Origin of the sequence: Alteromonas profundi, from assembly GCF_010500865.1 — a bacterium.
Taxonomy (GTDB): domain Bacteria; phylum Pseudomonadota; class Gammaproteobacteria; order Enterobacterales; family Alteromonadaceae; genus Alteromonas; species Alteromonas profundi.
The window spans coordinates 40095-66460 of the sequence record NZ_JAAAWN010000017.1; the positions used below are offsets into that span (position 1 = coordinate 40095).

General features: G+C 46.1%; 19 protein-coding genes. 9 read left to right on the forward strand and 10 right to left on the reverse strand.

The window, feature by feature from the left end; translation table 11 throughout:
* Positions 1-183: 183 nt before the first annotated feature.
* From glnK to GTH32_RS12985, 4 genes are all read left to right on the forward strand, one after another.
* Positions 184-522 (forward strand): P-II family nitrogen regulator, encoded by a 339-nt coding sequence (gene glnK, locus GTH32_RS12970; RefSeq protein ID WP_012516988.1) that lies wholly within the window; start codon positions 184-186, stop codon positions 520-522.
* A gap of 32 nt (positions 523-554) precedes the next feature.
* Positions 555-1793, forward strand: a complete 1239-nt coding sequence (locus GTH32_RS12975) for an ammonium transporter (RefSeq protein WP_163086306.1) — start codon at positions 555-557, stop codon at positions 1791-1793.
* A 217-nt stretch (positions 1794-2010) separates the two neighbouring features.
* A complete protein-coding gene (gene ggt, locus GTH32_RS12980; protein ID WP_203565484.1) occupies positions 2011-3681 on the forward strand; it encodes a gamma-glutamyltransferase in 1671 nt (556 codons plus the stop codon).
* Positions 3682-3733: 52 nt separating this feature from the next.
* Positions 3734-4669 carry a Dyp-type peroxidase gene (locus tag GTH32_RS12985; protein ID WP_163086310.1) on the forward strand — a complete coding sequence of 312 codons (936 nt, stop codon included), beginning with the start codon at positions 3734-3736 and terminating at the stop codon, positions 4667-4669.
* Between the two features lie 93 nt (positions 4670-4762).
* On the opposite strand, the gene hemL is transcribed toward GTH32_RS12985, so the two are convergent.
* The 3 genes from hemL to GTH32_RS13000 form a co-directional block, all read right to left on the reverse strand.
* Positions 4763-6043, reverse strand: coding sequence for a glutamate-1-semialdehyde 2,1-aminomutase (hemL, locus tag GTH32_RS12990; RefSeq protein ID WP_163086312.1), 1281 nt, complete (start codon positions 6041-6043; stop codon positions 4763-4765).
* Positions 6030-7061: an aspartate carbamoyltransferase gene (locus tag GTH32_RS12995; protein WP_163086314.1), complete on the reverse strand. Its 1032-nt coding sequence runs from the start codon at positions 7059-7061 to the stop codon at positions 6030-6032. Before GTH32_RS12995 ends, hemL begins: the two co-directional genes overlap by 14 nt.
* Before the next feature lie 122 nt (positions 7062-7183).
* Positions 7184-7834, reverse strand: a complete 651-nt coding sequence (locus GTH32_RS13000) for a TetR/AcrR family transcriptional regulator (RefSeq protein ID WP_163086317.1) — start codon at positions 7832-7834, stop codon at positions 7184-7186.
* A gap of 113 nt (positions 7835-7947) precedes the next feature.
* Between GTH32_RS13000 and GTH32_RS13005 the strand changes: the two genes are divergently transcribed.
* The 3 genes from GTH32_RS13005 (at position 7948) to GTH32_RS13015 (ending at position 13102) form a co-directional block, all read left to right on the forward strand.
* Complete coding sequence (locus tag GTH32_RS13005; RefSeq protein WP_163086320.1) at positions 7948-9087, forward strand: efflux RND transporter periplasmic adaptor subunit; 1140 nt, start codon at positions 7948-7950, stop codon at positions 9085-9087.
* Positions 9084-12218 carry an efflux RND transporter permease subunit gene (locus GTH32_RS13010; protein WP_163086323.1) on the forward strand — a complete coding sequence of 1045 codons (3135 nt, stop codon included), beginning with the start codon at positions 9084-9086 and terminating at the stop codon, positions 12216-12218. The genes GTH32_RS13005 and GTH32_RS13010 overlap by 4 nt, the downstream gene beginning before the upstream one ends.
* A 185-nt stretch (positions 12219-12403) precedes the next feature.
* Positions 12404-13102, forward strand: coding sequence for a DUF2982 domain-containing protein (locus tag GTH32_RS13015; RefSeq protein WP_163086326.1), 699 nt, complete (start codon positions 12404-12406; stop codon positions 13100-13102).
* 9 nt (positions 13103-13111) lie between these two features.
* On the opposite strand, the gene GTH32_RS13020 is transcribed toward GTH32_RS13015, so the two are convergent.
* The gene (locus GTH32_RS13020; protein WP_425482372.1) at positions 13112-16162 is read right to left on the reverse strand and encodes a hybrid sensor histidine kinase/response regulator; all 3051 of its coding nucleotides are present in this window, start codon (positions 16160-16162) and stop codon (positions 13112-13114) included.
* 343 nt (positions 16163-16505) lie between these two features.
* Between GTH32_RS13020 and parC the strand changes: the two genes are divergently transcribed.
* Both parC and GTH32_RS13030 read left to right on the forward strand, forming a co-directional pair.
* Positions 16506-18791 carry a DNA topoisomerase IV subunit A gene (gene parC / locus GTH32_RS13025; RefSeq protein WP_163086331.1) on the forward strand — a complete coding sequence of 762 codons (2286 nt, stop codon included), beginning with the start codon at positions 16506-16508 and terminating at the stop codon, positions 18789-18791.
* A gap of 74 nt (positions 18792-18865) precedes the next feature.
* Positions 18866-19405, forward strand: coding sequence for a heme NO-binding domain-containing protein (locus tag GTH32_RS13030; RefSeq protein WP_163086334.1), 540 nt, complete (start codon positions 18866-18868; stop codon positions 19403-19405).
* Positions 19406-19451: 46 nt separating this feature from the next.
* Here the strand turns inward: GTH32_RS13030 and GTH32_RS13035 are convergent, their stop codons facing one another.
* From GTH32_RS13035 to GTH32_RS13060, 6 genes are all read right to left on the reverse strand, one after another.
* The gene (locus tag GTH32_RS13035) at positions 19452-20258 is read right to left on the reverse strand and encodes a DUF1338 domain-containing protein (protein WP_163086336.1); all 807 of its coding nucleotides are present in this window, start codon (positions 20256-20258) and stop codon (positions 19452-19454) included.
* 16 nt (positions 20259-20274) lie between these two features.
* On the reverse strand, positions 20275-21744 hold the full coding sequence (gene astD, locus GTH32_RS13040; protein ID WP_163086337.1) for a succinylglutamate-semialdehyde dehydrogenase: 1470 nt from the start codon (positions 21742-21744) through the stop codon (positions 20275-20277).
* 13 nt (positions 21745-21757) lie between these two features.
* Positions 21758-22795: an arginine N-succinyltransferase gene (astA, locus tag GTH32_RS13045; protein WP_163086339.1), complete on the reverse strand. Its 1038-nt coding sequence runs from the start codon at positions 22793-22795 to the stop codon at positions 21758-21760.
* A 24-nt stretch (positions 22796-22819) separates the two neighbouring features.
* Positions 22820-24028: an aspartate aminotransferase family protein gene (locus GTH32_RS13050; protein ID WP_163086341.1), complete on the reverse strand. Its 1209-nt coding sequence runs from the start codon at positions 24026-24028 to the stop codon at positions 22820-22822.
* Between the two features lie 323 nt (positions 24029-24351).
* Entirely contained in the window at positions 24352-25518 is a 1167-nt protein-coding gene (locus tag GTH32_RS13055; RefSeq protein ID WP_163086343.1) for an HDOD domain-containing protein, read from the reverse strand.
* Positions 25519-25787: 269 nt separating this feature from the next.
* Entirely contained in the window at positions 25788-26363 is a 576-nt protein-coding gene (locus GTH32_RS13060) for a glutamine amidotransferase-related protein (protein ID WP_163086345.1), read from the reverse strand.
* Positions 26364-26366 lie beyond the last annotated feature (3 nt).

A 26366-nucleotide genomic window follows, 5' to 3' on the forward strand; every position in this document is an offset into this window, starting at 1 on the left:
CGCGCCAAACTAGGGCAGCGAAATACCGTTGCACAAATATGGTGCATTAAATGTCGCCATTTTGAGTCAGGTTTAATTTAAGTGATTGATATTTAAGCGTAAGTATTTGTGGCACATCTCTTGGTACATGAAAGGAAAGGTCACACTAAGTGCCATATAACCATTACATACTGGGAGCAACTCATGAAACTAGTCACAGCTATCATCAAGCCTTTTAAGCTAGATGATGTTCGTGAAGCCATTTCAGAAATCGGGATTGACGGGTTAACCGTTACCGAAGTGAAAGGTTTCGGACGTCAAAAAGGACACACTGAACTCTATCGCGGCGCAGAATATCAGGTGGATTTCCTACCTAAGGTCAAGCTTGAAATTGCGGTACAAGATGATCAGGTTGAACGCCTAGTTGAAGCCATTGTTGGTGCAGCTAAAACAGGCAAAATTGGAGACGGCAAAGTGTTTGTATACGACCTTGAACACGCCGTTCGTATTCGAACGGGTGAGTCGGATAGCGACGCGCTGTAAGCCACTACGATATATTTGCGGAGAAAACCATAATGGAAATCACTTTTGAACTTGGGTATGCGCTAGATACCTTTTATTTCTTAATCTGCGGTGCACTTGTTATGTGGATGGCTGCGGGTTTTGCCATGCTTGAAGCAGGTCTTGTTCGAGCGAAAAATACGACTGAAATTTTGACCAAGAACGTAGCATTGTTTGCTATAGCTTGTACTATGTACATGATTTGCGGTTACGACATCATGTATGGCGGCGGTATATTCTTAGACGGTATTGTGGGTGACGGCGCTACAGGTATTGCAGAAGACCCGGCTACTTACGCCCCTTCAGCAGACTTTTTCTTCCAAGTGGTATTTGTTGCCACAGCGATGTCTATCGTTTCTGGTGCCGTAGCTGAGCGTATGAAGCTTTGGGCATTCTTAGCCTTTACCGTAGTAATGACAGGCTTTATTTATCCCATGGAAGGCGCATGGACATGGAATGGCGATGCAGTATTTGGCATGTATGTTCTAGGCGACCTAGGTTTCTCTGACTTTGCCGGTTCGGGTATTGTTCACATGGCAGGTGCTGCAGCGGCACTAGCAGGTGTGCTTGTACTTGGTGCTCGTAAAGGTAAATATACCGCTGATGGTAAAGTAAATGCGATTCCAGGGGCAAACTTACCTCTAGCTACATTAGGTACATTCATTTTGTGGATGGGCTGGTTTGGCTTTAACGGTGGCTCGGTACTCGCTACCGCAACTGTTGAAAGTGCAAACTCTGTTGCAGTGGTATTTATGAACACTAACGCGGCAGCAGCGGGTGGTGCCATTGCAGCACTTATCGTCGCTCGTATCTTATTCGGTAAAGCTGACCTAACCATGGTACTTAATGGTGCATTGGCTGGTCTGGTAGCAATTACTGCCGAGCCTTCAACGCCAACTGCGTTACAAGCAACCCTGTTCGGTGGCCTAGGCGGTATCTTAGTAGTACTAAGTATTGTTACCCTAGATAAGCTTAAGATTGATGATCCAGTAGGTGCTATCTCTGTACACGGTGTAGTTGGTCTACTTGGTTTGATTTTGGTTCCTTTCACAAACGACGGTTCAAGCCTAGTTGGTCAGCTAGTGGGCGCGTTAACTATCTTCGTTTGGGTATTCGTGACAAGCCTAATCGTATGGCTCGTAATTAAAGCAATTATGGGTGTACGAGTGAGTGAAGAGGAAGAATTCGACGGCGTAGATATGAGTGAGTGTGGCTTAGAAGCTTATCCAGACTTCACCGCTGGCCGTTCGTAAGTAAGTCAGATAAGGCAAGTATTACAACAACAATAATGCCTTCATCCCTATAGTTAAGCCCTGCTTTTGCAGGGCTTTTTTCGTTTTTCATAAACGTGAAAATAACGCTACACTAGAAGCAATGACACATCGTCAAGGTGTGGCATAGTATCAAGCGTCCTATTGGGGGCGTAAATTTTGATAGGAATGAAGTATGTGGTTGCGAACGATATTAACGATGCTGGTGTTATCAATGGTTACAGGGCCTTTAGCCAGTGCCTACGACAGAGTTACCGGCAAACCTTTTGCTAGCCGTTCAGAGGTTATTGCGCAAAAGGGGATGGCTGCTACGAGCCAACCCCTGGCCACACAAGTTGCCCTAGATATATTAAAACAAGGTGGCAGCGCCGTTGATGCAGCCATAGCGGCGAATGCAATGTTAGGCCTTGTTGAGCCTACTGGCGCAGGCATAGGGGGTGACCTTTTTGCCATGGTATGGGATGCAGAAGCACAAAAGTTGGTGGGGCTTAATGCCTCAGGGCGTTCGCCCCGACAACTTACCGCAGAGGTATTCGCCGAAAAAGGCTTGAATACAATCCCTAAGTCTGGCCCCCTAACGGTGTCGGTTCCCGGTGCTGTGGATGGCTGGTTTGAATTGCACAAAAAGTTTGGCAAGTTACCTATGACTACCTTGCTAACCCCTGCCATCGAGTACGCAAGAGAGGGGTTTCCTGTTTCAGAACTTATTGCCCACTATTGGCAAGTTAACACCGCCCGTATTGGGCACTTTGAGGGCTTCGCACAAACCTTTTTAATTAATGGCAAGCCACCACAAAAAGGCGATATATTCAAAAACCCTGGGTTAGCTGCAACATACGAAAAAATAGCAACAGGCGGGCGCGATGCATTTTATAAAGGTGACATTGCCCGCATTATCGATGCGTATATGAAAGAGCAAGGCGGCTTTCTTTCATATCAAGACCTCGCTTCCCATTCGTCTGAATGGGTAGAGCCGGTATCGGCGAATTACCGTGGCTATGACGTATGGGAGCTCCCCCCGAATGGGCAAGGGATCGCGGCACTGCAAATTCTTAATATTTTAGAACGCTACGATATTGAAGGTATGGGGTTCAATTCAGCCGATTATATTCATACCTTTGTTGAAGCAAAAAAACTGGCATTTGAAGATAGGGCAAAGTTTTATGCCGATCCCGCGTTTAATGATATTCCGGTAGATTGGCTAATATCTAAACCCTATGCTGCAGAACGTCAGCAAATGATCGACCCAAAACGCGCGGCCACGCGAGTGGATGCGGGTATTTATGAGGGTGACACGGTTTATTTAACCGTGGCTGACAGTGAGGGCAATATGGTCTCCCTTATTCAAAGCAACTATAGAGGTATGGGCTCGGGGATGACGCCGCCAGGCCTTGGTTTTGTGTTGCAAAGTCGAGGGGAGCTATTCACGTTACAAAAAGGGCATTTTAATGAATATCGTCCAGGAAAGCGGCCTTTTCACACTATCATTCCAGCTTTCGTAACCCGAAACGCTAAGCCGGTTCTAAGCTTTGGGGTGATGGGCGGCGGCACACAACCGCAGATGCACGCGCAGATTATCGTTAACATTCTCGATTTTGGTATGAATGTGCAGGAAGCCGGTGATGCCCCGCGTATATTACACAGTGGCTCAAGTAGCCCCACGGGTGCGCTTATGCGCGATGGCGGGTATGTAAGTTTGGAATCAGGTTTCTCTGAGCAAGTGCAACGGACGTTGATGAACCGTGGCCACAGATTACAACGCACAGTGGGCGCATTCGGCGGCTATCAGGCGATAGCTTGGGATGCACAGAAAAAGGTGTATATTGGTGCTTCAGAAAGCCGAAAAGATGGACAAGCAGCTGGGTATTAATAGACACTCAATAACGACCGCGACAAGGTGAAATAAAACAATAAGTACGCCTATGACCCAACCACAAAAAGGTATATGTGCAGAGCCTAATTTGCATGCTCAATATTTACTGCTTAACGTTGTTGATGACGACAGTGAAGCGGTGCGCGCTAAACTTGCAAGGGTGTTAGATATTTTCGAGCATTTCGAAAATGAACACTACGAAGCCATGGTAACGGGCGTTGTTGCTATTGGTACAGGCTATTGGTCTGACGTTTACCCTGGCCTTATACCTGTCGAGTTGAAACCCTTTCCCGATATGCAGTGTGAAGACAGAAGCGCGCCAACAATGCCGTGCGACCTGTTCATCCAAATTAGGGCCGATCGGATGGACATCTGTCACGCTATTGGTATCGAAGTAATGGATTTATTGCGCTTGCATGTAGAGTTAGTTGAACAAATACGCGGGTTTCGCTATCTCGATGGCCGCGATCTTAACGGTTATTTGTACGCCACGGATAACCCTCGGGGTATGAAACGACGAAAAGTTGCAATTATTGGGGAAGACGACCCAGACTTTAGTGGCGGTAGTTACTTACATGTACAGCGATATCGCCACGACCTAAGACGTTGGAATGCACTATCGAGCAGGCAAAAAGAACAGGTAATGGGTACCACTCAAGAGCACAACCTTGCTAGCGTTGAGCAAAACCCCTCGTCTCATTGTGTGCGCGCTAGCATCGCGGCTCCAGATACCGCAGAGCCAAGCTTAGTCAAACAGGGTATGCCCTATGGAGATATGTTGTCTCAGGGCTTGTTTTTCGTGTCTTGCTGCGCCAGCGCGGCGCCTTTTAAGGCGATGTTGCATAGCCAAATCTATGGTAACGGAGAGGGCGATTACGATAGGTGGTTAGACTTTACTAGTGCCGAGACGGGCGCTGCATTTTTCGCTCCGTCGATTAACTTTATTCGCGAAAAAGCGAAATCCGCTGCAGCGTCAGATGCGTAAATGTGCAAATAGCCTAAGAGTAGCCAAGGCTACTCCATGCTTTTTAACTGTGTTGGGTTGTATATATCCCAACACAGTCACGTAGTTTGTTTATTAGAGCGTAGCGAAGACTTTATCTGCCGCAGCGAGCGTTTTGGTAATAATATCTTTATCGTGGGCCTTGGATACAAAACCTGCTTCATAGGACGCAGGAGCAAGGTATACGCCCTCAGCAAGCATGCCGTGATAAAACTTTTTGAATTGCTCAGTATTGCAGTTAATCGCTTGGCTGTAATTCGTTACCCGCTCAACATCAGTAAAAAATAGCCCAAACATACTGCCTGCCACATTGGTAGTGAGCGCAATACCATGTTTATCAGCAAGTTGCTGCATTCCATCTACCAGCGCCTGAGTATTTTCAAAAATACCCTCATAAAGGCCTTCTTGTTGAATACCTTCCATCGCAGCTAAGCCCGCCGCCATGGCGATAGGATTACCTGATAAAGTGCCGGCTTGATATACTGGGCCTGTAGGGGCGATATGCGTTAGGATGTCGCGTTTACCCCCAAAACACCCCACAGGCATGCCCCCACCGATCACCTTACCTAAGCAGGTTAGATCAGGCGTGATCCCGTAGCGTTCTTGGGCGCCGCCGCGGGCAACTCGAAAACCTGTCATCACTTCATCAAAGATAAGCAAGCTGCCGTAGCTATCACAAACCGCGCGTAGGCCCTCTAGAAAACCGTCTACCGGAGGGATGCAATTCATATTGCCCGCTACGGGCTCAACAATGATACAGGCTATATCATCGCCATGCGCTTCAAATACTGCCTTAACACTGTCGATATTGTTGTACTCAACAGTGAGGGTGTGTTCAGCCACGTTTTCTGGAACGCCTGGTGAGCTAGGCACCCCGAGAGTAAGCGCACCTGAGCCGGCTTTAACAAGAAGTGAATCGGCGTGGCCATGGTAGCAACCTTCAAATTTCACAATTTTGTTGCGTCCCGTATACCCTCTTGATAGGCGAATTGCTGACATAGTGGCTTCGGTTCCTGAATTCACCATACGCACCATTTCCATGGAAGGCACCAGCTTACTTACTGTTTCAGCCATTATAATTTCGGCTTCGGTAGGTGCGCCGAACGACAAACCATTATACGAGGCGTCGATAACGGCTTGGCGAATTTGGTTATCGTTATGCCCTAGCACCATGGGGCCCCATGACTGAACGTAGTCGATGTACTGTTTACCATCGGCATCCCAAATGTAGGGGCCGTCAGCTTTCGTAATGAAGCGTGGTGTACCGCCTACCGCTTTAAAGGCACGAACCGGAGAGTTTACCCCACCAGGAATGGTTTGTTGGGCGCGAGAAAAAAGGGCTTCAGATTTTTGCATGTAATTGCTTACTCTTATTGCTGAACCAAACCACTTCTCGTTCGTGCTTGCTGACCAAGTTTTCTACGCCTAAGGTAAGCGCAAAAAGAGCCATTCTCACTAGCACGCCATTGTCGGTCTGTCGAAAAATGGCAAGGTTTGGGTTTAGATTTAAATCATTATCTAATTCGTTGGCTTCCATACGTGAATCCCGTGGAAGTGGATGCATAATCACGGTTTTAGATTGGAAGTGACGGGTATAAATAGACTGATTTAAGCGGAATTTGCCTCTGTATTTATTCGCTTCGTCTTGGGATGGAAAGCGTTCTTCCTGTATCCGAGTTTGATAGCAGATATCGGCGTCCATGTTGCCTTCAAGGGTATCGGTGATAGTTAGCTGATGACCCGCATTTTCGATAGCATCAACCACAGGTTGCGGCATGGCGAGCTCTTTGGGCGAAATTAAGGTAAATCGAATATTATTGAACAAACACAAAAGGCGAGACAAGGAGTGAACGGTTCGTCCGTAACGAAGGTCGCCAATCATGGCTATGTGTAAGCCATCAATACTGCCACCACTGTATTCTCGTTCTCTCTTTATCGTAAAGAGGTCAAGTAGGGCTTGTGTAGGGTGTTCGTTAGCACCATCGCCACCGTTAATTACCGGCACCCGACTGCCTTCAGCAAATTCAGCTACCGAGCCAGCAGCAGGATGACGCATGGCGATAATGTCAGAGTAGCCGCTGAGTACCCGGGCAGTGTCATACAATGACTCACCCTTTGCTAATGCTGAACTAGACATTCCCGTGGTTTCACGCACTTCACCACCGAGAAGGTTAAAGGCAGTGCCAAAGCTTACTCGGGTTCGCGTGCTAGGCTCAAAAAAGAGATTTCCTAAAATAGCGCCTTCTAACACCGTGGTGCGCTTTTCACGTCTTGCGTAAGGTTGCATGGAATGCGCTACCGAGAAAATTTTCTCAATGGCGTCGCGATCGAATTGATTAACCGAAAGAATGTGGTTACCGGTAAAGTCAGACATAGGGCACTCAATCATCAACGAATGAAAACGAGCGTAGTGTATAACAAAGCATGCCCTATGTAATCTTTCAACCCACATATCCGATTACAAATTAACGTTTTGAAGTAACTTTTATAGGTAGGCTACACTGACGTTTGCCAGTAATACTCGAAAAGACAGATAATTTTTGCTACTACGTCTGACACATGGGCAGCAATTTGAGGCTCAGTCATCGGCGTGGCAAGACCACATAATAACAGCATATGAAACTCACCTTTTAGCAGCCCGCAGAAGTCGTAAGCTAATTGTAATGATTGTGCGTCACTTAATTTATCTTTGCCATAAGATTTAAAGGCAGTCGCTAAGGTATCAAGGCTTGCTTTAGGCCCCGCCTGGTGAAAGAGATCGGCTACATGAGAGGAGTTGGGCGCCTCTGCAATAATAACGCGGTAAACCGCCACCGCGTCCGGGTCTTGCAGCAAACGAATAAACTGGCTGCCTACTTGGGTTAAATACTGTTCAAGCGTCTGGTTATGTGACGCGCTATCTATTTGCAACGAATCTAATTGATAGGCCTTGCACTTATTCGTAATGGCGGCTTGAAATAAACTGTCTTTACAGGAAAAGTGAGAATATACCGTCTGTTTAGACACCCCAGATTCTTTCGCTACCCTGTCCATAGATGTAGTAGTAAATCCCTCTTTAAGAAACAGCTTTGACGCAGCAGATAAAATTAATGCGCGTTTTTCTGCACTTTTAGGGCGGCCTTGGCGGCGCTTTTCTTGCTCGAACAAAGTAACCTCGAAATAAAAAAATCATTATCAAACTAGACGGTCTAGTATTTATAATTTAGCATGCTAGTTATTAAAAGCCAAATTGGGCTGTGGAATCTAAAGGAACATGCCACATGAACGATGTCTCTCATGCGTTGAAAAAACCTACGTTGTCACTTTATTTTGCAATTGGGTTATTTGCTGTTGGCCTTGTTATTTTGTTATTCGCTGCCGGCTTACAGGGCGCGCCGCAGAGCGATACAGCGCCGCAGCCAACTATTGTGACTACCGATAAGGTACATATCCAACAGGGTTTTGATACACCGGTGTCTTTGTATGGTCTTATTGAGTCGGCGCAAGCCTCTCAGTTGGCGTTTGATACTACCGGGCAGGTTATTTCTATCTTGGTCGATGAGGGGGATAGCGTGGGGCAAGGGCAAATAATAGCAAAGCTCGACGAGCAAAGGTTGGTGGCAAAACGTGGCGAGTTATCTGCAGCGCTAGATAGAGCGAATGCTAATTTAACCCTCGCTCAGCTTAGCGAAGAACGTATTACTAATCTCGTGGATAAAAAGCTAGAAGCATCACAACGTCTTGATGAGGCCACCGCATCCACAAAGGCAGCATTAGCGCAAGTGAGCGAAATTGAGGCAGCGATAAATAGTCTTGACGTAGGGTTAACGAAAACGACGTTAACAGCGCCTTTTAGCGGCATCATCAGCCGCCGTTTTGTAGATGAAGGTGAGGTGTTAAGTGCCGGAATGCCAGTATTAAGTATTACTAATCAACATTCTCCACAGGTGCGTATTGCGGTTCCAGCAGATATGTTGGATTATTTTCCTCCTGGTGAAAGCATCGCTGTAACCCTTAATCAAAAAGAGTTACGTGGGAAAGTCGTTCAGCACCTTCCGGTTAGAGACAGGCAAACCCGTACCGTAGATGTTTTGGTGTCTTTGCCTAGGGGGCTACGTAGTCGCCCCGGTGATATGGCGAGTATTGCGGGGTCTAAACATCATAAAGAAGTGGGTAGCTGGGTACCGGTGTCGGCGCTTAGTAATGGGGTACGCGGCTTATGGCGCATTTTTGTAGTTGATACAGACAGTAATATATTACAAGGTCGTAGTATTGAAGTGCTTTACTCAGATAGAGAGCAGGCGTTTGTACGCGGCGCTTTGGCCGACGGCGAACGCTATGTAACTACAGGTACGCATAAATTAGCGCCCGGCCAGCGAGTTTCGGTCCAAGCGTCTTCGCTTATGGGGGCACCGCGATGAACCCTTCGCCTGGCCATGAGGATAAAGCATACCCTTGGTACACCCTTTTTTACCGTAGAGGACATTTACTTGTTTTAAGTATTGTCATTCTATTAGTTGCCGGGCTATCGGCTTTAAATACATTGCCTCGCTTAGAAGACCCGCGCATAGACACTCGAAACGCGCTTATTATAACAGCCTACCCGGGCGCGTCTGCAGAGCGCGTTGAGGCGCTTGTCACCGATGTTTTAGAAGACCGTTTACGCGAAATTTATGAAATTAAAGAGGTGAAATCTACATCACGGGCAGGTATTTCTGTTATTACTATTGAAACCCAAGACTGGGTAGATAATAGCAGCAACGATGCGCTATTTAGTGAAATTAGAGATGTAATATCTGCTGCCTCTGCAGATTTCCCCGATGGCGTTGCGGCTCCAGTATTTGATGAGAAGCGGGGAGCAACGGCTTTTACCTTATTGCTCGCGTTGTCTGCCGACCACCCGCAGACAACCGCATTGACCCTTACCAGTAGATTAGCCGACGAGTTAACAGATAGACTTCGTAACGTAGGCGGCACTGAACTTGTACGCATTTATGGGGCGCCAGAAGAACAAATAAATGTCAGTATCTCCCCGCAAAAACTAGCGGCTACCGGTTTAACTTTACAGCAGATTAGCCAGCTTATTAAGCAAGCCGATCCTAAGTTGCCCGCCGGTGTGCTAGATACACAGACTCGCCAACTGCGCTTTAGTGTAGCCAAAGGACTCGATGGCGTTGCTATGATTGCTGCTATTCCACTTATTAACCAAGACGGCAGGTATCTGCGTGTGGATGATATTGCGGAGGTAACAAGAGGGTACGCCACGCCGCGCACTGATATAGCTATGCTCGACGGGCAAGAAGTCATTTTTATTGCTGCGCGCATGCAAACTTCCTTGCGTTCAGATGTCTGGACCCAACGTGCACTTGAGGTTGTTAGAAACTTCAATCGTGATTTTGAGGGTACGGCTACCGCCGAGGTCGCCTTCAAGCAAAATACCTATACCGCAGATAGACTCTCTGAGTTATCAGGCAACCTTTTACTTGGCTGCGCTGTGGTCATGCTTGTGATTCTATTATTTATGGGCTTCAGAGCCTCGTGGATAGTAGGACTCGCGCTTCCTTTATGTGCTGCATTTGCGCTATTTTCACTAAGCTTTTTTAACGAGCAAATTCATCAGATGTCGATTTTCGGCATGATCATCGCCATAGGCCTTCTTATTGACAATGCCATAGTGATTACCGATGAGATAAGAATAAATTTGCAAGATCCCGCGTTAACGCGGGTGGGTGCTATGGCAAAGAGCGTGGCACATTTATTTGCCCCTTTACTTGCATCCACGCTTACCACGGTACTGGGCTTTATGCCTATTTTATTGCTAAACGGAAATATTGGCGATTTTGTTGGACCTATCGCAATTAGCGTGGTGATGGCACTTATAGGCTCTTTGTTTATATCCCTTACTATTATTGCCGCCCTTGCAGCACGCTTTTTACCTCGTGGGAAGATCACTTTGCAGCCTAACGCCTCCGCATGGTGGCGAGTGGGTCTACAAGCCCCGTCTCTCTCACACGCTTTTAGTCGTCAATTAGGACGCTGGATAAAACGCCCCTACTTGGTGCTACCTATCGTTGTTCTTTTCTGTCTCTCTGGTTTTGTATTATCAGGTACGCTGGCTAACGTGTTTTTCCCCAGCGCAGACAGAGACCAGTTTGAGGTTTATTTATGGACGCCTGAAGGCAGCAGCATAAACAATACCCATGCGTATGCGAAGAAGTTAGATGAAATCATTCATCAAAAAGACGGGGTTAAGCAAGTTACGTGGTTAGTGGGCGGGTCGGCCCCTTCTGTTTATTACAACCAAGTAATGACACGAGACAATCTTGCTAATTTTGCAAACGCCGTGGTAACCACAGAAACTGTCTCACAGGCATCAGCGCTTATTGGCGAGTTACAACATGAGCTGGATACCAGCATGCCGCAAGTGCAGGTGGTAGTACGCGCATTTGGGCAGGGGCCACCGATTGCCGCCCCTGTAGAGGTAGAGATATTGGGGCCAGACGTGGACGTGCTTAACGAGCTTGGCCAGCGTGTACGTTTTCTATTGTCGGAAATTCCAGGTATCTCTCAATCTATCGCCAGTATCACAATGGGCGAACCCGAGCTCAATGTAGATGCCTCAAGCGACACTCTCTCTTACCTCGGTCTCACGCTATCCGACCTAGCCGCACAAATGCAGGTTAATTTCTCGGGTCTAGCCGGTGGGTCTGTATTGGAAAGCACAGAAGAAATTCCTGTATCGGTACGATTAACAGAAGCCTTTAGGCAGGATGTGGCAGGAATAAATGCCATGCCCATTTCCATTAATTCACAAGGTGAGCAAACGTGGTCTACATTAGGCGCGATAGCAACAACACGTTATTTACCATCAATAAGTAGTATTACGCGGCAAGACGGCGAGCGGGTAAATCGTGTTCAAGCGTATTTATTACCGGGTGTTCCAGCGGTAGATGCTAGCAATGCACTAAGAGATAAATTAGCTGATTCACTTAATTTACCGCCAGGGTATCGTATTCATTTAGCGGGAGATGCTGACGAACAACAACAGGCGCTCGGGCAACTAGGAACTTATGCACCGGTTCTGTTGGTACTAATGGTTACTACACTCATTTTAACGTTCACAAGCCTACGCATGGCCGGGGTGATAGCGGTGGTTGCCGTTTTATCGGTAGGTTTAGGTATGTTCAGCTTGTGGGTTTCTGGTTTACCAGTGGGCTTTAATCCGCTACTTGGGTCTGCTGGGCTTATTGGCGTAGCAATCAACGGCTCAATTGTGGTTATCGCTGCAATCAACGCTAACAGCAAGGCAAAGCAAGGGGATACGAAAGAAATCGTTAAAGAAACCATGGGGTGTAGCCGCCATATTCTTTCTACCACATTTACCACTGTGGGCGGATTAGTCCCGTTATTATTATTCAGCGAGGGCAGTTTCTGGCCCCCCTTAGCCGTGGTTTTAGCCGGGGGCGTGGGTTTCTCGGTTATCTTATCGTTGGTATTTACGCCTACCCTCGTGGCCGCGTTTCAGCGTTACCGCTATCGCACGGGACACTAACACCTTAGGCGAATAAAAGGTAAACTAACACACATAGTATCGCGTATTTAATTTAACGAATTACAGGCTCTTCTACATCCGTATGATAACGCACCTTAAAAAGTGGTGGAAAACCAACTGCCCTCGTTGTGCGCGTATACGGTTATATGTGTTGTGGGCCATTATCATGTTGGTTGTGTATTTTTATGTCTGGCAGTAGCGCAGAACCCATTTTTATCCGAGCCGCATCAAAAAGTAACGGCATTACGAGTATTGTAATAGGTGCAGCCGGACTGGCGGTATCAGCCTTATGGTTTGTGGTATTACCAAGTTGGCTTTTTTTGGCCGGTATTTTTATCACCAGCGCATCGTTGGTGGCGCTTCTTATTGGCTATTTTAAAGTAAGAGAGCCCGAATTTAGCTTAGAAATAACCAAACAACACATTGTATATCGCCATCGTTTAGGCAATTGGCAGATCGATTGGGATAACTTACAGCGCGCAGGCTGTCCGCGCATACGTCAAGGCTTAACCCATGTTGAGCTTGAAACGGTAGGGTTTAAACTTACCGATTACAGCAACTTTTTACATTCTATTTCACCACGTCTGGCTACGCATTTGCTTATGGAACAGCGACCGTTGTTACTGCAAAATACCGATGAAAATTGTGCGTCGGGTAATTGTTACGAGCAAACCATGTTTGACGATAATCATTTTAAGCTGAGCGATGGCACTGTACTTACTGGCGTTAAGGCAATGCTGGCAAACCGCATGGTTGAATTGCGCCGCCGTTTGGGCTTCGATGTCTATATTGCCACCTCAGACATAGATCGCACCCCTGGGGAGTTCGCTGCGTTTATCGCGCAATGTCAGCAAGCCAGGGTAACTCCCCAAACTGCGCCTTAGGTTACCGCCTTAAGTTATACCTAGCTGACTTATCTGCTTTTTGCCCCCTAAGATCATCTGCTCGGCTTCATTTAATAGCGCGGGAAGGTGTTCTTCTACCAGAAAATGCTGCCCCAGTTTAAGCGCCGATTCAAGTTCATCGGCTAATTTTTGCAAGCGGGGTACACCTGTGTAACAGCATGCACCATGTAGCTTATGTATTTCGCTTTTTAGCCCATGGTAGTCTCGTTTGGCCCACATAGCTTTTAGTGATGTCACAGAAACAGGAAGCAATTCAATAAAGTCGTTTAATAATTCACTGGCCGCTAGGGTATTTTGATTGGCGCGTTTTAGGGCTAACTGCCAATCAAAAGAAGGCAATTGAATATGGGTGGGGGCCATATCGTGACACCAGGTTCGTATTAACCCAATAAGCTGGCTTATTTCTATGGGTTTAGGTAAATAATCATCCATCCCTGAGGCAAGTAAACGCTCTTGCTCTTCTTTAAATGCATGGGCGGTTACCGCAATAATGGGCGTTCCTAAGTTTAACGGCGTTTGACGAATGTCTCTCGAGGCTTGTAAGCCATCCATACCCGGCATTTGAACATCCATTAAGATGAGATCGAACTCTTGTGTTTGACACTGGTTTATCGCATCTTGTCCGCTTAGCGTTGTTACCAGTGTTACTGGCGAACTGTCTAGCCAAGTGTGGAGTAGCTTTAGGTTCATATCCATATCATCCACCGCCAGAATTTTCACCTTGGGCAGCGCATTAATCTTTTGTTGTAATGGATTTCGCGGTGCAATTTTCTTGCTGTGTACTAAGCTATCGAGCTTGGTTTCAGTCATTGGCATACGCAACTGGGTATGGAAGTGCTGCGTTAAGCTAGGGTATTGGGTAAAGGGCTCAGGACCAGAATACCAAAGGATACGTTGTTTTGCTGGGAATAGAACAAAGCGGCTTAACAAGGTATCCCGATGTGCCATTTTAGAAACCGGTACAGTAGCCATAAAGAAATCGGCGTGAATGTTAAGTTTCGATAAATAATCTAACGACTCAACACTGGTAACTGCAGCGCCCAACTGTTTTAGCATAGCCGCGCTCGCCCGTCGTGTGGCGGGGACTGGGTCGAAGATAACCACGGTTTTATTGCGCCAATCAGGATCTGGACTTAACGCGTATTTTTGACTTAAATGATTGGTTCTGAGGGTAACATTAAAGGTAGAGCCAATACCAGGAGTGCTCTTTAAGGTTAAATCGCCGCGCATAAGTCGCACTAATTCACGGGTGATCACTAGCCCTAATCCCGTGCCCTGATAGTTTCGATTTAGCGCATCGTCTACTTGGGAAAAGGCACTGAACAATTTCTTACGGTCAGTGCGGCTAATACCTATTCCGGTGTCTTCAACGATAATGTTTATTTCATGAATACCATGCGCTAAAGGGCGCCCAGAAATGGTCAGTGTAATGGTTCCTGATGAGGTGAACTTTAGGGCGTTACTTAGCAGGTTATTTAGAATTTGTTTAATCCGAAAAACATCGCCAATTAGCTTCTCTGGTAGTGGCGACAAATCAAGAACAAACTCCAGTTTCTTGCTATGTGCCGATTTCGCCATAATTGTTACCATTTCCTCTATCAACTTGGTCGGCGAAAAAGGATGATTGTTAATTTGCAGCTTGCCGGCTTCTATTTTTGAAAAGTCGAGTACGTCGTTAACAATGGTCAATAAGTTGTCAGCAGCGGTATCGATAATGCGTGCCTGCTCTTGCTGATCTGGGGGGAGTGAGGCATTAGTCAGCTCACGACTAAACCCGAGTATTGCGTTCAAAGGGGTGCGAATTTCGTGGCTCATATTAGCCAGAAACTGCGATTTTACGTTGCTGGCTTTTATCGCATCTTTTCGTGCGATGTCTAGACGCGCATTTTGCTCCTCTATCAGCTCCATATTATTACGTAATTCGTCAGTGGCCTGAGCAACATCATGTTCTAGTTGGCTACGGCTTTTTTCCATAAGCGCTAACGAAAAAAGCCCTGCTTCTAGGAATACCCCAACTTGAAAGCAGTAGGTGGTAAAGTCGTTGGAAGGTAAAACACCGACTAAACTGAGCATGCCCACAATGGCACTCATCGCGAGCATAGACCAGGCAAATATAAAGTAGCGCGCAGGTTTAAAGCGGTTAAAAAAGGCCTCGAAGCCGGCATAGATATAACTACAAATAGCAATTAAGCCTACGCTGTATACAAGGTTATTTTTCCAAATAGAAGGCAAAACATCTAAAAAGCAGATAACACCCACTATCGCCTGAATAGCCAACATTACAACCACAATAGGGTGGGCGAAACTGGCGTTCTTTTTAGTCTCGAGAAAGCTGATGGTAAATATGCCAGAGCAAAAGCCAATAATTACAAAAATAAGCTCGGTATGCCCTACTAGCCACGATGGAATACCAGTAGGGAAAAAGAAATGAATGTGCCCGCCCCATACAAACTGCCACAGCACTACCGCCAATATATAACTTATATAGGCAATTAAACTTTTTTCTTTTACCTCGAAAAACAAAACGAGGTTGTAAATTGCCAATATCAGTAGGCCACCATAGAACAACCCCCATAATAAGCTATCCCATTGAAAGTAAGTGCTATGATAGGGTTCAGGAAGTATTTTCAGCGGCGTGATAAGACTAGACGATAAGCTTTCAATACGGATATAAATATCCACCCTGTCGGTGTTAGGAAAGTTAACCCTAAAGGTAGGTATGCGAAAGCGCTGTTCTGTTTGGGCCTTACCTTGGTGGCTTTGTGCCAACACCTTGCCATTTTGTACGAGATAAAAATCCACCTTATCTAGCTGGCTAAAATTAATCGTCAGTACCCAATTCTTCTGACTAGAGATATTCGATAATGACGTCAGTAGCCACATGCCTTGTGAACGAAACCCAAAGTTAGGGTTATCTTCGGGGTGCATCCGAAAGTCTCGTTGACGTTTAGTCACATCATTGATGGTGAGGGGGAGATCAGACTCGTAGAGGTAATAGAGTGAAGAGGATAAGTCTACGGGAGTATCTTCATCGAACATTTGCTCTATGTGCTGCGCATAAACCTTAAGAGATGCAAGGGATACAAACAGCGTAAAGCAAAGCAATAACAATCGGGAGAAATGCATGATCTAGAGTCTTTTTATATTCTTGGTATATTAAACCACTCAATGCGCTATTGTACAAAGGGCGATCAGAATAAAGCTATCGTAGAAACGGCGAGTGTGTAATATTGCACTACAAAGCGCTTTACCTCACAATACCAACACGCAGACACACTTTTATTGTGTATACAGTGTGCTAATTGGCTTCTTCTCATTATACCGCTCGTTACCCTTTGTGGTTAACGTTCGATAGTGCAAATAACAAAACGAAAAAATTATCATGAGCGACGAGATCATCATCAACCGCGACGGTGTAGAACAACTTCCCCTGCGACGATTTACCGAAGATGCGTACTTAAATTATTCTATGTACGTCATTATGGACAGAGCACTTCCTCATATTTCGGATGGGCTTAAGCCGGTACAAAGGCGCATTATTTATGCGATGTCAGATTTAGGCCTAAGTGCCAATGCTAAGTATAAAAAATCTGCGCGTACTGTGGGTGATGTATTGGGTAAATTTCATCCCCATGGCGATTCTGCCTGTTACGAGGCTATGGTGCTTATGGCGCAGCCGTTTTCCTATCGTTACCCATTAGTCGATGGACAAGGAAACTGGGGGGCGCCCGATGATCCTAAGTCTTTTGCCGCTATGCGTTATACCGAAGCTAAGCTTTCTCGATTTTCTGAAGTATTACTAAACGAGTTAGGACAGGGCACGGTTGACTGGGTGCCTAATTTCGATGGAACCTTAAATGAACCTAGCATGCTGCCCGCTAGGCTGCCGCATATTTTGTTAAATGGCGTTACCGGCATTGCAGTGGGTATGGCTACCGATATTCCCCCCCATAATGTAAGAGAGTTGGCAGCCGCATGCGCCATGTTGTTAGACAACAGCAAAGCCGATTTACAGGATGTGCTAGCGCACGTTAATGGCCCTGATTATCCCACCGAAGCTGAAATTATTACGCCAAAATCAGATATACAGAAGCTGTATGAAACTGGACGTGGCTCAATAAAGATGCGCGCCGTATATCATGAAGAAAGTGGTGATGTGGTTGTTACTGCGCTACCTCATCAGGCTTCAGGCGCTAAAATATTAGAACAAATTGCATCTCAGATGCAGGCGAAAAAACTGCCAATGGTAAGCGATTTAAGGGATGAGTCAGACCATGAAAACCCTACACGCTTAGTTATTACGCCGCGCTCTAACCGGGTCGATATCGCGCAACTTATGCAGCACTTGTTTGCCACCACCGATTTAGAAAAAAACTATCGCGTAAACTTAAATATGATAGGGCTAGATGGCCGCCCTCAGGTGAAAGATCTACGCACTATTTTGACTGAATGGTTGGTATACCGAAAGGAAACAGTGACCCGGCGCCTGCAGTACCGACTCGATAAAGTTCTCGCCCGCCTGCACATATTAGAAGGTTTACTCATCGCCTTTTTAAACATTGATGAAGTTATCGAAATTATTCGAACTTATGACAAACCTAAGCCTGAGTTAATGCAGCGTTTTGCGCTAAGCGATACACAAGCAGAAGCAATATTAGAGTTAAAGCTTCGCCACCTAGCCAAGCTAGAAGAGGTGAAGATCCGCGGTGAGCAAGATGAGTTGGCGGCCGAGCGGGATAAGCTTCAAACATTGTTAGGATCTGATCGCCGTTTAAAAACCCTAATTAAGAAAGAAATTCTTGCCGATGCTGAGAAATATGGCGATGACCGTCGTTCTCCCTTAATGGTGAGAGAAGAAGCCAAAGCCTTATCAGAAAAAGAACTTGTTCCAGCTGAATCTGTAACCGTAGTGTTATCTGAAAAAGGCTGGGCGCGCTGCGCTAAAGGCCATGACATTGATGCTGAAGGATTGAGCTATAAAGCCGGGGACGGTTATTTATCTAGCGCTGAAGGTAAAAGCAACCAACCTGCGGTGTTTATGGATACTTCAGGACGTACCTTTTCTTGTGATGCGCACGGGTTGCCCTCTGCCCGTAGTCAGGGAGAACCTTTAACAGGACGCTTTAGCATAGTGGGGGGCGAGTCGTTTGAACATGTATTAATGGCTGCGGATGACGCTAAGTTCTTAGTAGGCTCTGATGCGGGCTATGGCTTTGTGGGTACGTTTAAAGACATGGTCAGTAAGAATAAGGCAGGTAAAGCCTTTTTGTCATTGCCAAAAGCGGCGAAAGTGATGAAACCGCAGCCTGTTAGCGAGTTGGAAAAAGACTGGTGCTTGGCCATTTCAAATGAAGGGCGCATGTTATTGTTCCCGTTGAGAGACTTACCAAGTTTAGGTAAAGGTAAAGGCAACAAGTTAATGAGTATTCCTTCCATCAAGGCGCAAGCAAGAGAAGAATATATTAAAATTTTAACCGTCGTACCTGATGGCGCATCGTTAAAGGTCTCTGCAGGGAAACGTAGTATGACCTTGTCCTACGATGATCTTACCCATTATCAGGGTGAGCGTGGACGAAGAGGCAATAAACTACCCCGCGGCCTACAGCGGGTGGATAACGTTGAAGTAGAAGCGGCGCCGCAACACAAAGACAGCGAGCAAAATAGCTAAGCGATTGTGATCTATTGCTCGCTGTCAGCCTATATATGAAGCAGTAAGTTTCTATAGCGTGAACAGGAGGCAATATGTTAGGGATCGTCTTTACATCGCTTATAGATATGTTGGAGACGGAAGCCTCGCCAGATTTCGCAAACGAGGTCATGTCACAAGCAAGGTTGTCGGGTGTGAGGGATTACGCCGTTGCAAAAAATTATCCCTATGAGCACATGCAGCGCATGGTGGAGGTGTTGGTAGAAAGAACTGGCAAATCGGCGAATGCGTTGTTACATGAAATAGGCCGCTATTTATTCGCCCGTTTAGCCGATGATTACCGAGAACTGCTGACTGAGCAAGAAGGTTTGCTGAATCTATTAACATGGGTAGACAGTGAACTTGATGACAGGGTGAAAAAAGTAAACCCGGATGCCACCATTCCACGCTTTACTGTACTTTCTCGTACCGATACAGCCATGCGTCTGCACTATTATTCGACCCGTGATCTTCACGCTTTAGCAGAAGGGGTAATGGACGCGGCGGCTGAATTTTATGATTGCCATTTAGAACGGGAAATCCATCAAACAGAAACGCCGCATACCTACGAGTTTAGTTTATCTGTACTTCGATAAGCACTAACTGTACATTGCCAAGCACAGGCGTGCTTGGCGTTTACATTTACTTGGCGTTGGTGCTTTCGAAAATTTTATCCGCAGAGGCCGCAACAAACCCTTGATAAAGTTTGCCATTGTCCATGGTATAACGTTGTGCGAACTCGTAAAAGCAACTTGGGATAGCAAGGGTTTCCTCGCTAAACGCAACCTCAGCGCTGTCTGCCATGGTTGACGATTGAGCCAAGTACACCTCTGGGCCGCCTTTAATTTCACCGCCGGAAGTGTTTAATACAAAACCTGCATCTTTAAGTAATGTATTCACTTCCTCAAGCTCATTGGTACTGCTTAGGTGGTTTACGCTTACGGTAAAGTGATTGGCGCGAAAGCCCCATGCTGCTAGCCATGCAGCGTATTCAGATTCATTCAATAAGGTGTCGTAGTCGGCCTTACTCACCTTCCAATGACGTCCTGAATACAAAAAGTTATCTGCAGTAACTTGCTCGCCGTCCATCTGTGCAACTAAACTTTCAATGATGGCTTGTGCTTGTTGCGATAACTCATTCACCCGAAGTTCACTGATAAATACTTTTGGTTGGGTATCATCAGGATGTTCGAAGTGCTTTGCCGTTAACTTTTTAGCTTCAAAATTGTAGTCGCCTTTTTCTTCGTAACCGAGAGCGAGAAAGTGGGCGGCAAGCTTATCCAACGCAGTCTTATCTAACGCAAACGTTCTAAACGCCACATGATCGTTTACAATTTCACTGGTGTTTTCTTCTCCGGCCAATAGTGCGTGAATCTTATACGCCGAGGGCGTTATAGCCACGTAGTCATCCCACATATTGGCAAACAAAGTATCTATGTTGCTGTGCATAACATTCAAATCCTTCTTACAACGATAGCCCAGGGCTTAATTTACCCGGCAAGGTAACTTTATCCAACTCTACTGAAGATACGGGATAGGCACAGTAATCAGCCGCGTAGAAAGCACTTGCTCTATGATTACCACTATCGCCAATACCACCAAACGGTGCCGCGCTGCTTGCTCCCGTAATCGGACGGTTCCAGTTCACAATGCCGGCGCGTATACGGGCAAAGAAATATTTATAATCGTCTTCATTATCTGCAAGTAAGCCGGCAGAAAGCCCGAAACTGGTGTTGTTGGCTTGCTTAATGGCAGTGTCGAAATCGCTATATCGAATGACTTTTAGTAGCGGACCAAAGTGTTCTTCATCGGGTAAATCTTTGAGAATATCTGTTACATCGATAATCCCCGGCGTAGCGAAGCCTTTGCTCTTATCGCTTTGTTCTAAGCGTACCAGTACATTTGCGCCTAGCGCTTCGAGTTGATTTTGTGCGCTAACCATTCCCGCGGCTGCCGCAGATGAAATCATTGCGCCCATAAAAGGCTGTTCCTTGGCGTCGTAATCGCCTACCTTAATCGCTTTAGTGACGTCAATTAGGCGTGCCAGAATAGCATCGCCACGTTCACCTAATGGCAAGAACAGACGACGAGCACAGGTGCAGCGTTGACCAGAAGTGATAAACGCAGATTGCACGATATCGTGTACCGCAGCATCAATGTCATTTACGTCTTTAACGATAAGCGGGTTATTTCCACCCATCTCTAAAGCTAAAATTTTACCCGGATGACCGGCAAACTGTTCGTGTAGAATTTTTCCAGTACGTGAACTACCGGTAAAGAATAGGCCATCAATTTCGTTATGTGAGGCCAATGCCTTACCTGTTTCTACTTCGCCTTGCACCAAGTTTAGTACGCCAGCGGGCAAACCTGCAGCATCCCATAGTTTAACCATTTCCTGTGCCACCATAGGTGTTAGGTCGCTAGGTTTAAATACTACAGTGTTACCCGCTATAAGCGCAGGAATGATATGGCCATTAGGTAAATGACCAGGGAAGTTATAGGGGCCAAAAACGGCTACAACACCATGGGGCTTATGGCGAATGAAGGCTTTGCCTACCGGCATGGGGTTTTCCACATTGCCCGTACGCTCAAAATAGGCTTTTTCTGAAATGCCTATTTTCCCCATCATTGCACCTACTTCAGTGGCCGTTTCCCACTCGGGTTTACCGGTTTCTTGCGCTATCACTTTAGCGAGGTGTTCTTTGTTGTCAGCTAATTTTTCGCCGTATACTTTAATTATCGCTAAGCGCTCTTCAACGGTTTTCATGCTCCAACCGGTAAGGGCTTCACGAGCTGCACTTAGTGCTGTATCAATTTGTGCTGGTGAGGCAGATTTGCCTTCCCAGATGGTAACATTTTTAGCTGGATCGATAGAGGCTAACGGGTGACCTTCACCGGCAACCCATTCACCGTTTATATAATGTGTGTGTAGCATGTGAGTGTCCTTCTTAGTCTGGAAATGTCACAGGTGCAAAACGCACCATGTCGCCTTCCGCAACATTCAGCGCGGCCGCAGTTTGGCGGGTTAAAACCGCCACCTGTTTTTCTTCGCTGATAGTCATTTCAGTGGCTACTGCGCGAAAATCGGCCACCGACGTATTAATAATATAGTGCGTTTGACCTTGTGCCGCGGTGGCATCATCAATCACCACTGGCAGTTTCAAACTTGATTGGGCGGTACGTACATGGCTCAAGTTTGCCTCTACGGTGGGGCCAGCATCGAATATGTCTACGTAACCTCGGCAACTGAAGCCTTCTTCTTGCAACAATTGCAGGGCAGGTCGCGTTTTAGTGTGTACCTGACCAATTACCGCCTGCGCTTCTTTGCTTAGCAAGTTGACGTAAATAGGGTATTTGGGCATAAGCTCAGCAATAAATACCTTATTTCCAATACCCGTTAGGTAGTCAGCGGTGGGGAAGTCCATCGAAAAGAAGTGGGTTTCTAACCATTCCCAAAAGGGTGAACGGCCCTTTTCGTCACTCACGCCTCGCATTTCGGCGATGATGGTTTCAGAGAAACGCTCCCTGTGTTCCATCATGAATAAAAATCGAACCTTCGACAGAAAGCGACCATTAATACCGCCGCGGGCTTGCTCCCGTAAGAACAAAGTACATATTTCGGTTACGCCGGTATAGTCGTTGCAGAAGGTTAAGATTTCCACCGTGTTGTGAATGTTTAACTCACGTGATGCATGCACTACTTTACTAAGATGATAGTGGTAAAACGCGTCATCTATACCTACTGCAGCTTCAATTCCCGTGGTACCCACTACGTCGCCGGTACGCGTATCTTCCATTACAAACAAGTATGACTCGTCGCCTGGTTGAGTTACTTCTTTTTTGTTGAAGGCCAGTTCTGCACGGCTAATTTTTCGCTGCAATAGTTCGTCGTTGACAGGGAGCGAGGTAAACCCGATCCCCGATTCAACGGCAATATCATGGAGCGACTGATAGTCAGATTGTCTGATTGGGCGAATTACATTCATGTTCGCTTGCTCGCAAGTAATGGATTAGTCAGCGTTTACGACAGCAGCTACAGCACGCTCAAAACGGGCTAAGCCAACTTTAATGTCTTCATCTGGAATAACCAAAGACGGGGCAAAGCGAATGACGTTCATACCAGCGACCAAACACATAAGGTGTTCGTTTGTTGCCGCGGTCATAAAGTCTTTTGCGCGGCCTTGGTATTTCTCGTTCAGTACACAGCCAAGTAACATACCTTGACCTCGAACCTCATCAAAAACCTGATACTTGTCGTTAATCGCACCAAGCAGTTCTCTAAATAGCGCTTCTTTCTTTAAAACGCCTTGTAAAACTTCGGGTTGATTAATAATGTCGAGTACACGTTCTGCCACTGCACACGCAAGCGGGTTACCGCCGTATGTGCTGCCGTGGGTACCTGGTTTTAAGTGTGATGCAATATCAGTAGTGGTTAGCATAGCGCCAATAGGGAAACCACCACCTAGTGATTTAGCCGTCGTTAAAATGTCAGGTGTCACACCTAGACCCATGTACGCGTATAGGTGGCCAGTTCTGCCCACGCCCGATTGAACTTCATCAAAAATAAGTAGCGCATTGTGCTTGTCGCAAAGCTCTCGTACACCTTTAACAAACTCAGCGTCAGGTAAAATAATGCCACCTTCACCTTGCAGAGGTTCCATCATTACGGCACATGTTTTGTCAGAAATAAGGGCTTCAAAGGCAGCAAGATCGTTGTAATCGCAATGTTCGATTGCACCAGGTTTAGGGCCGAAACCATCAGAGTAAGCGGCTTGCCCACCTACCGTTACGGTAAAGAAGGTGCGACCGTGGAAGCCTTTGTTAAACGCGATAATTTGGTTTTTGTCTTCACCGTGCTTGTCGATGGCCCAGCGACGCGCCAGTTTCAGTGCCGCTTCATTGGCCTCAGCACCCGAGTTAGCAAAATACACTTTTTCTGCAAATGTTGCATCGGTAAGCTTGGTTGCTAAACGTAGGGCTGGCTCGTTGGTAAATACGTTGCTCAAATGCCATAGCTTTTCGCCTTGCTCTTTAAGCGCGCTAACTAGCTCAGGATGGCAATGGCCTAAAACGTTTACTGCAATACCGCCTGCAAAGTCGATGTACTCAGCATCATTCTGATCCCAGACGCGAGACCCTTCACCGCGGACAGGAACCATACCTGCGGGGTTATAGTTAGGTACCATCACATCATCAAACGTTGCGCGAGTTACTTTCATCTTTGTTACCTCTGCATAAGGCGCCTACTACTATTTATGAGTAAAAGGCGCAAATAATAAACAAATTCGCCGCATAGTATGCCATTTATGATATTGAATGTCTTGTTTGTGAATGGCTGCAGCCCTTTATAAATAAGGACTGTGGCTTAATTTGCAGGAAAAGTGAATAACTATTTAATGCTAAGCCATATTGTTTTTATCTACTCACAATGCGTAGAAATTAAGCGCACTAGTGAGCATAGGAAAGCGATAGAAGGGGGAAGGTGAGGCATCTAAGTATTAGCGAGATGGCTATTCCTAGATGCATGAATACCCACAAAATTTTAACTATTTTCTTCGTCTCTTGATACCGGAAGGGTGAAAATATCGACAGATTTTAAGGTTTCTAATAAGCCAGCGGGATACTGCTGGGCTCTAAATATGGGTTTCACTTCGGGCATAGTGACTAATTTAGACTGGTGTAACATTCTTACCTTAGTGTAGGTGCGTGCCTGTTCAAGCACTTTAGGTAAAGAACCTACTTCACCCGGGTTATTCTGTGCACATTGACGCATAGCATTACCTAAAAACATACGCTTAAGCATCATATTTTCAAGAACATCAGCGGCCACTTTTTCAGCGAACTCTTCTTGAATGGCGACTAAGTAGTTCGCAGAAGGAGCTATTTTTAACAGGGCATCGTGGCGCTGACGCTCTTTATCTTTCTGACACTCTTGTAAAAGGTGCAAATGCACTTTATCAAATAGCTTGAAATAAAGACGTATCACTGCGCAACGACCAAGCTGGCTAAGCATGCCAAAAGTAAATGCATCGTTCGCGCGAAGCTTGTACCGGGGGGCAATGTGCATAGCAGCTACTGCCGAGCCATGAGAAAACTGAGATAGTTTAAGTTTAATACATGGGTAAGGATCGGTAATTTGCGGCATCGCTCGCTTTAGCACTAATGAGGGGATAATTAGGCGCAAATTCTCTATTCCCAAAAAGCTTAACGCGGTTCTTAAGGTTTCTACGACAATAACTCGCCCCTTTGAATCACGCCGGCGAAACTGTGCCGAATTAACCACTTGCATCAACTCATCGTATAGCCATGGTAAGCCTGCGGCAAAGGGCTCTACTTTTGATATAGAGGTAGCGCGCACGGCCAGCGCATCAAGCAACCCGCCTACATCCTCGCTTAAATTAAGTGTTTGGGTAAAAAGCTCGTTAGTAAAAGAGAGTTGCTCACTAAGCTCGCCAATTAATACCTCATGAAGGTAATGGCTGACGCTGTCAATATAAGAGGCTTCAGAAAGTGCTTGTAAGCGCTTATTCTCAATTGCCTCTTTTTCAACGTGTAAAAGACGGCGACGCGCATCGCCTTGCTCAGATTGCGCAAAGCTAATTTCACCAGGGGTGCGTTTACCTGCCAGTTTCATGGCCCGCTCTGGAGAAATAAGTAGATTCTCAAAGCGCTCATCCAGAGATATAGGCGTCGACGGCGTGGTCGTCATCTTTATAAAGCTCCTGCTCAATAGCTGTTCATGCGTGTGCGCGTTAGTGGCGTACATTTACCCTACCTTGTTCTTATTTTAACGTCATCAAGCCATGTATCTTGGTTTACTGTTTAAAGAACCCAGAGGCATCTATAAAAAGTAAACAAAAACAACCATAAATGCGAGTTTAAAGCCGCACTATTATAACGGCAAGATAGCTTACAACTTGATGGCGTTTTTTATACTCAAGTGTACTCACGTATATATTTAAGTATATACATCAGACGTTAGGCGGTAAGGAAGGCCTTAAGCACATCATGTCCATATTCGGTTAGTAGTGACTCAGGGTGATATTGTACGCCCCATATTGGCAGTGATTTATGAGACAGGGCCATAATTTCTTTTTGGTTGTCATCTGTCATGCACCACGCATCTACGTTTAAGCAAGCGGGTAGGGTACTAGGTTCAATAACCAGTGAATGATATCGGGTAACATTGAAGCGCGTAGGCAAGCCGCTAAATAGCCCTTTATTCGTGTGGTGTAATTCTGATACTTTGCCGTGCTTAATTTCTTTAGCACCGACCACCGTAGCCCCAAATACTTGACCAATAGCCTGATGACCGAGGCAGACCCCTAAAATAGGCAAGGAGGATTGAAAGTGACGAATGGCTTGAAGGCTGATGCCTGATTCGTTAGGCGTACACGGACCAGGTGATATAACTAAATGGCTAGGCGATAAACCTTCAATATCTGCGATAGTAACTGCATTATTGCGAACCACTTCAACGTTTATACCTAGCTCGGTAAAGTACCTCGCTAGGTTATGCGTAAACGAGTCGAAATTATCAATTAAAAGCAGCACTAC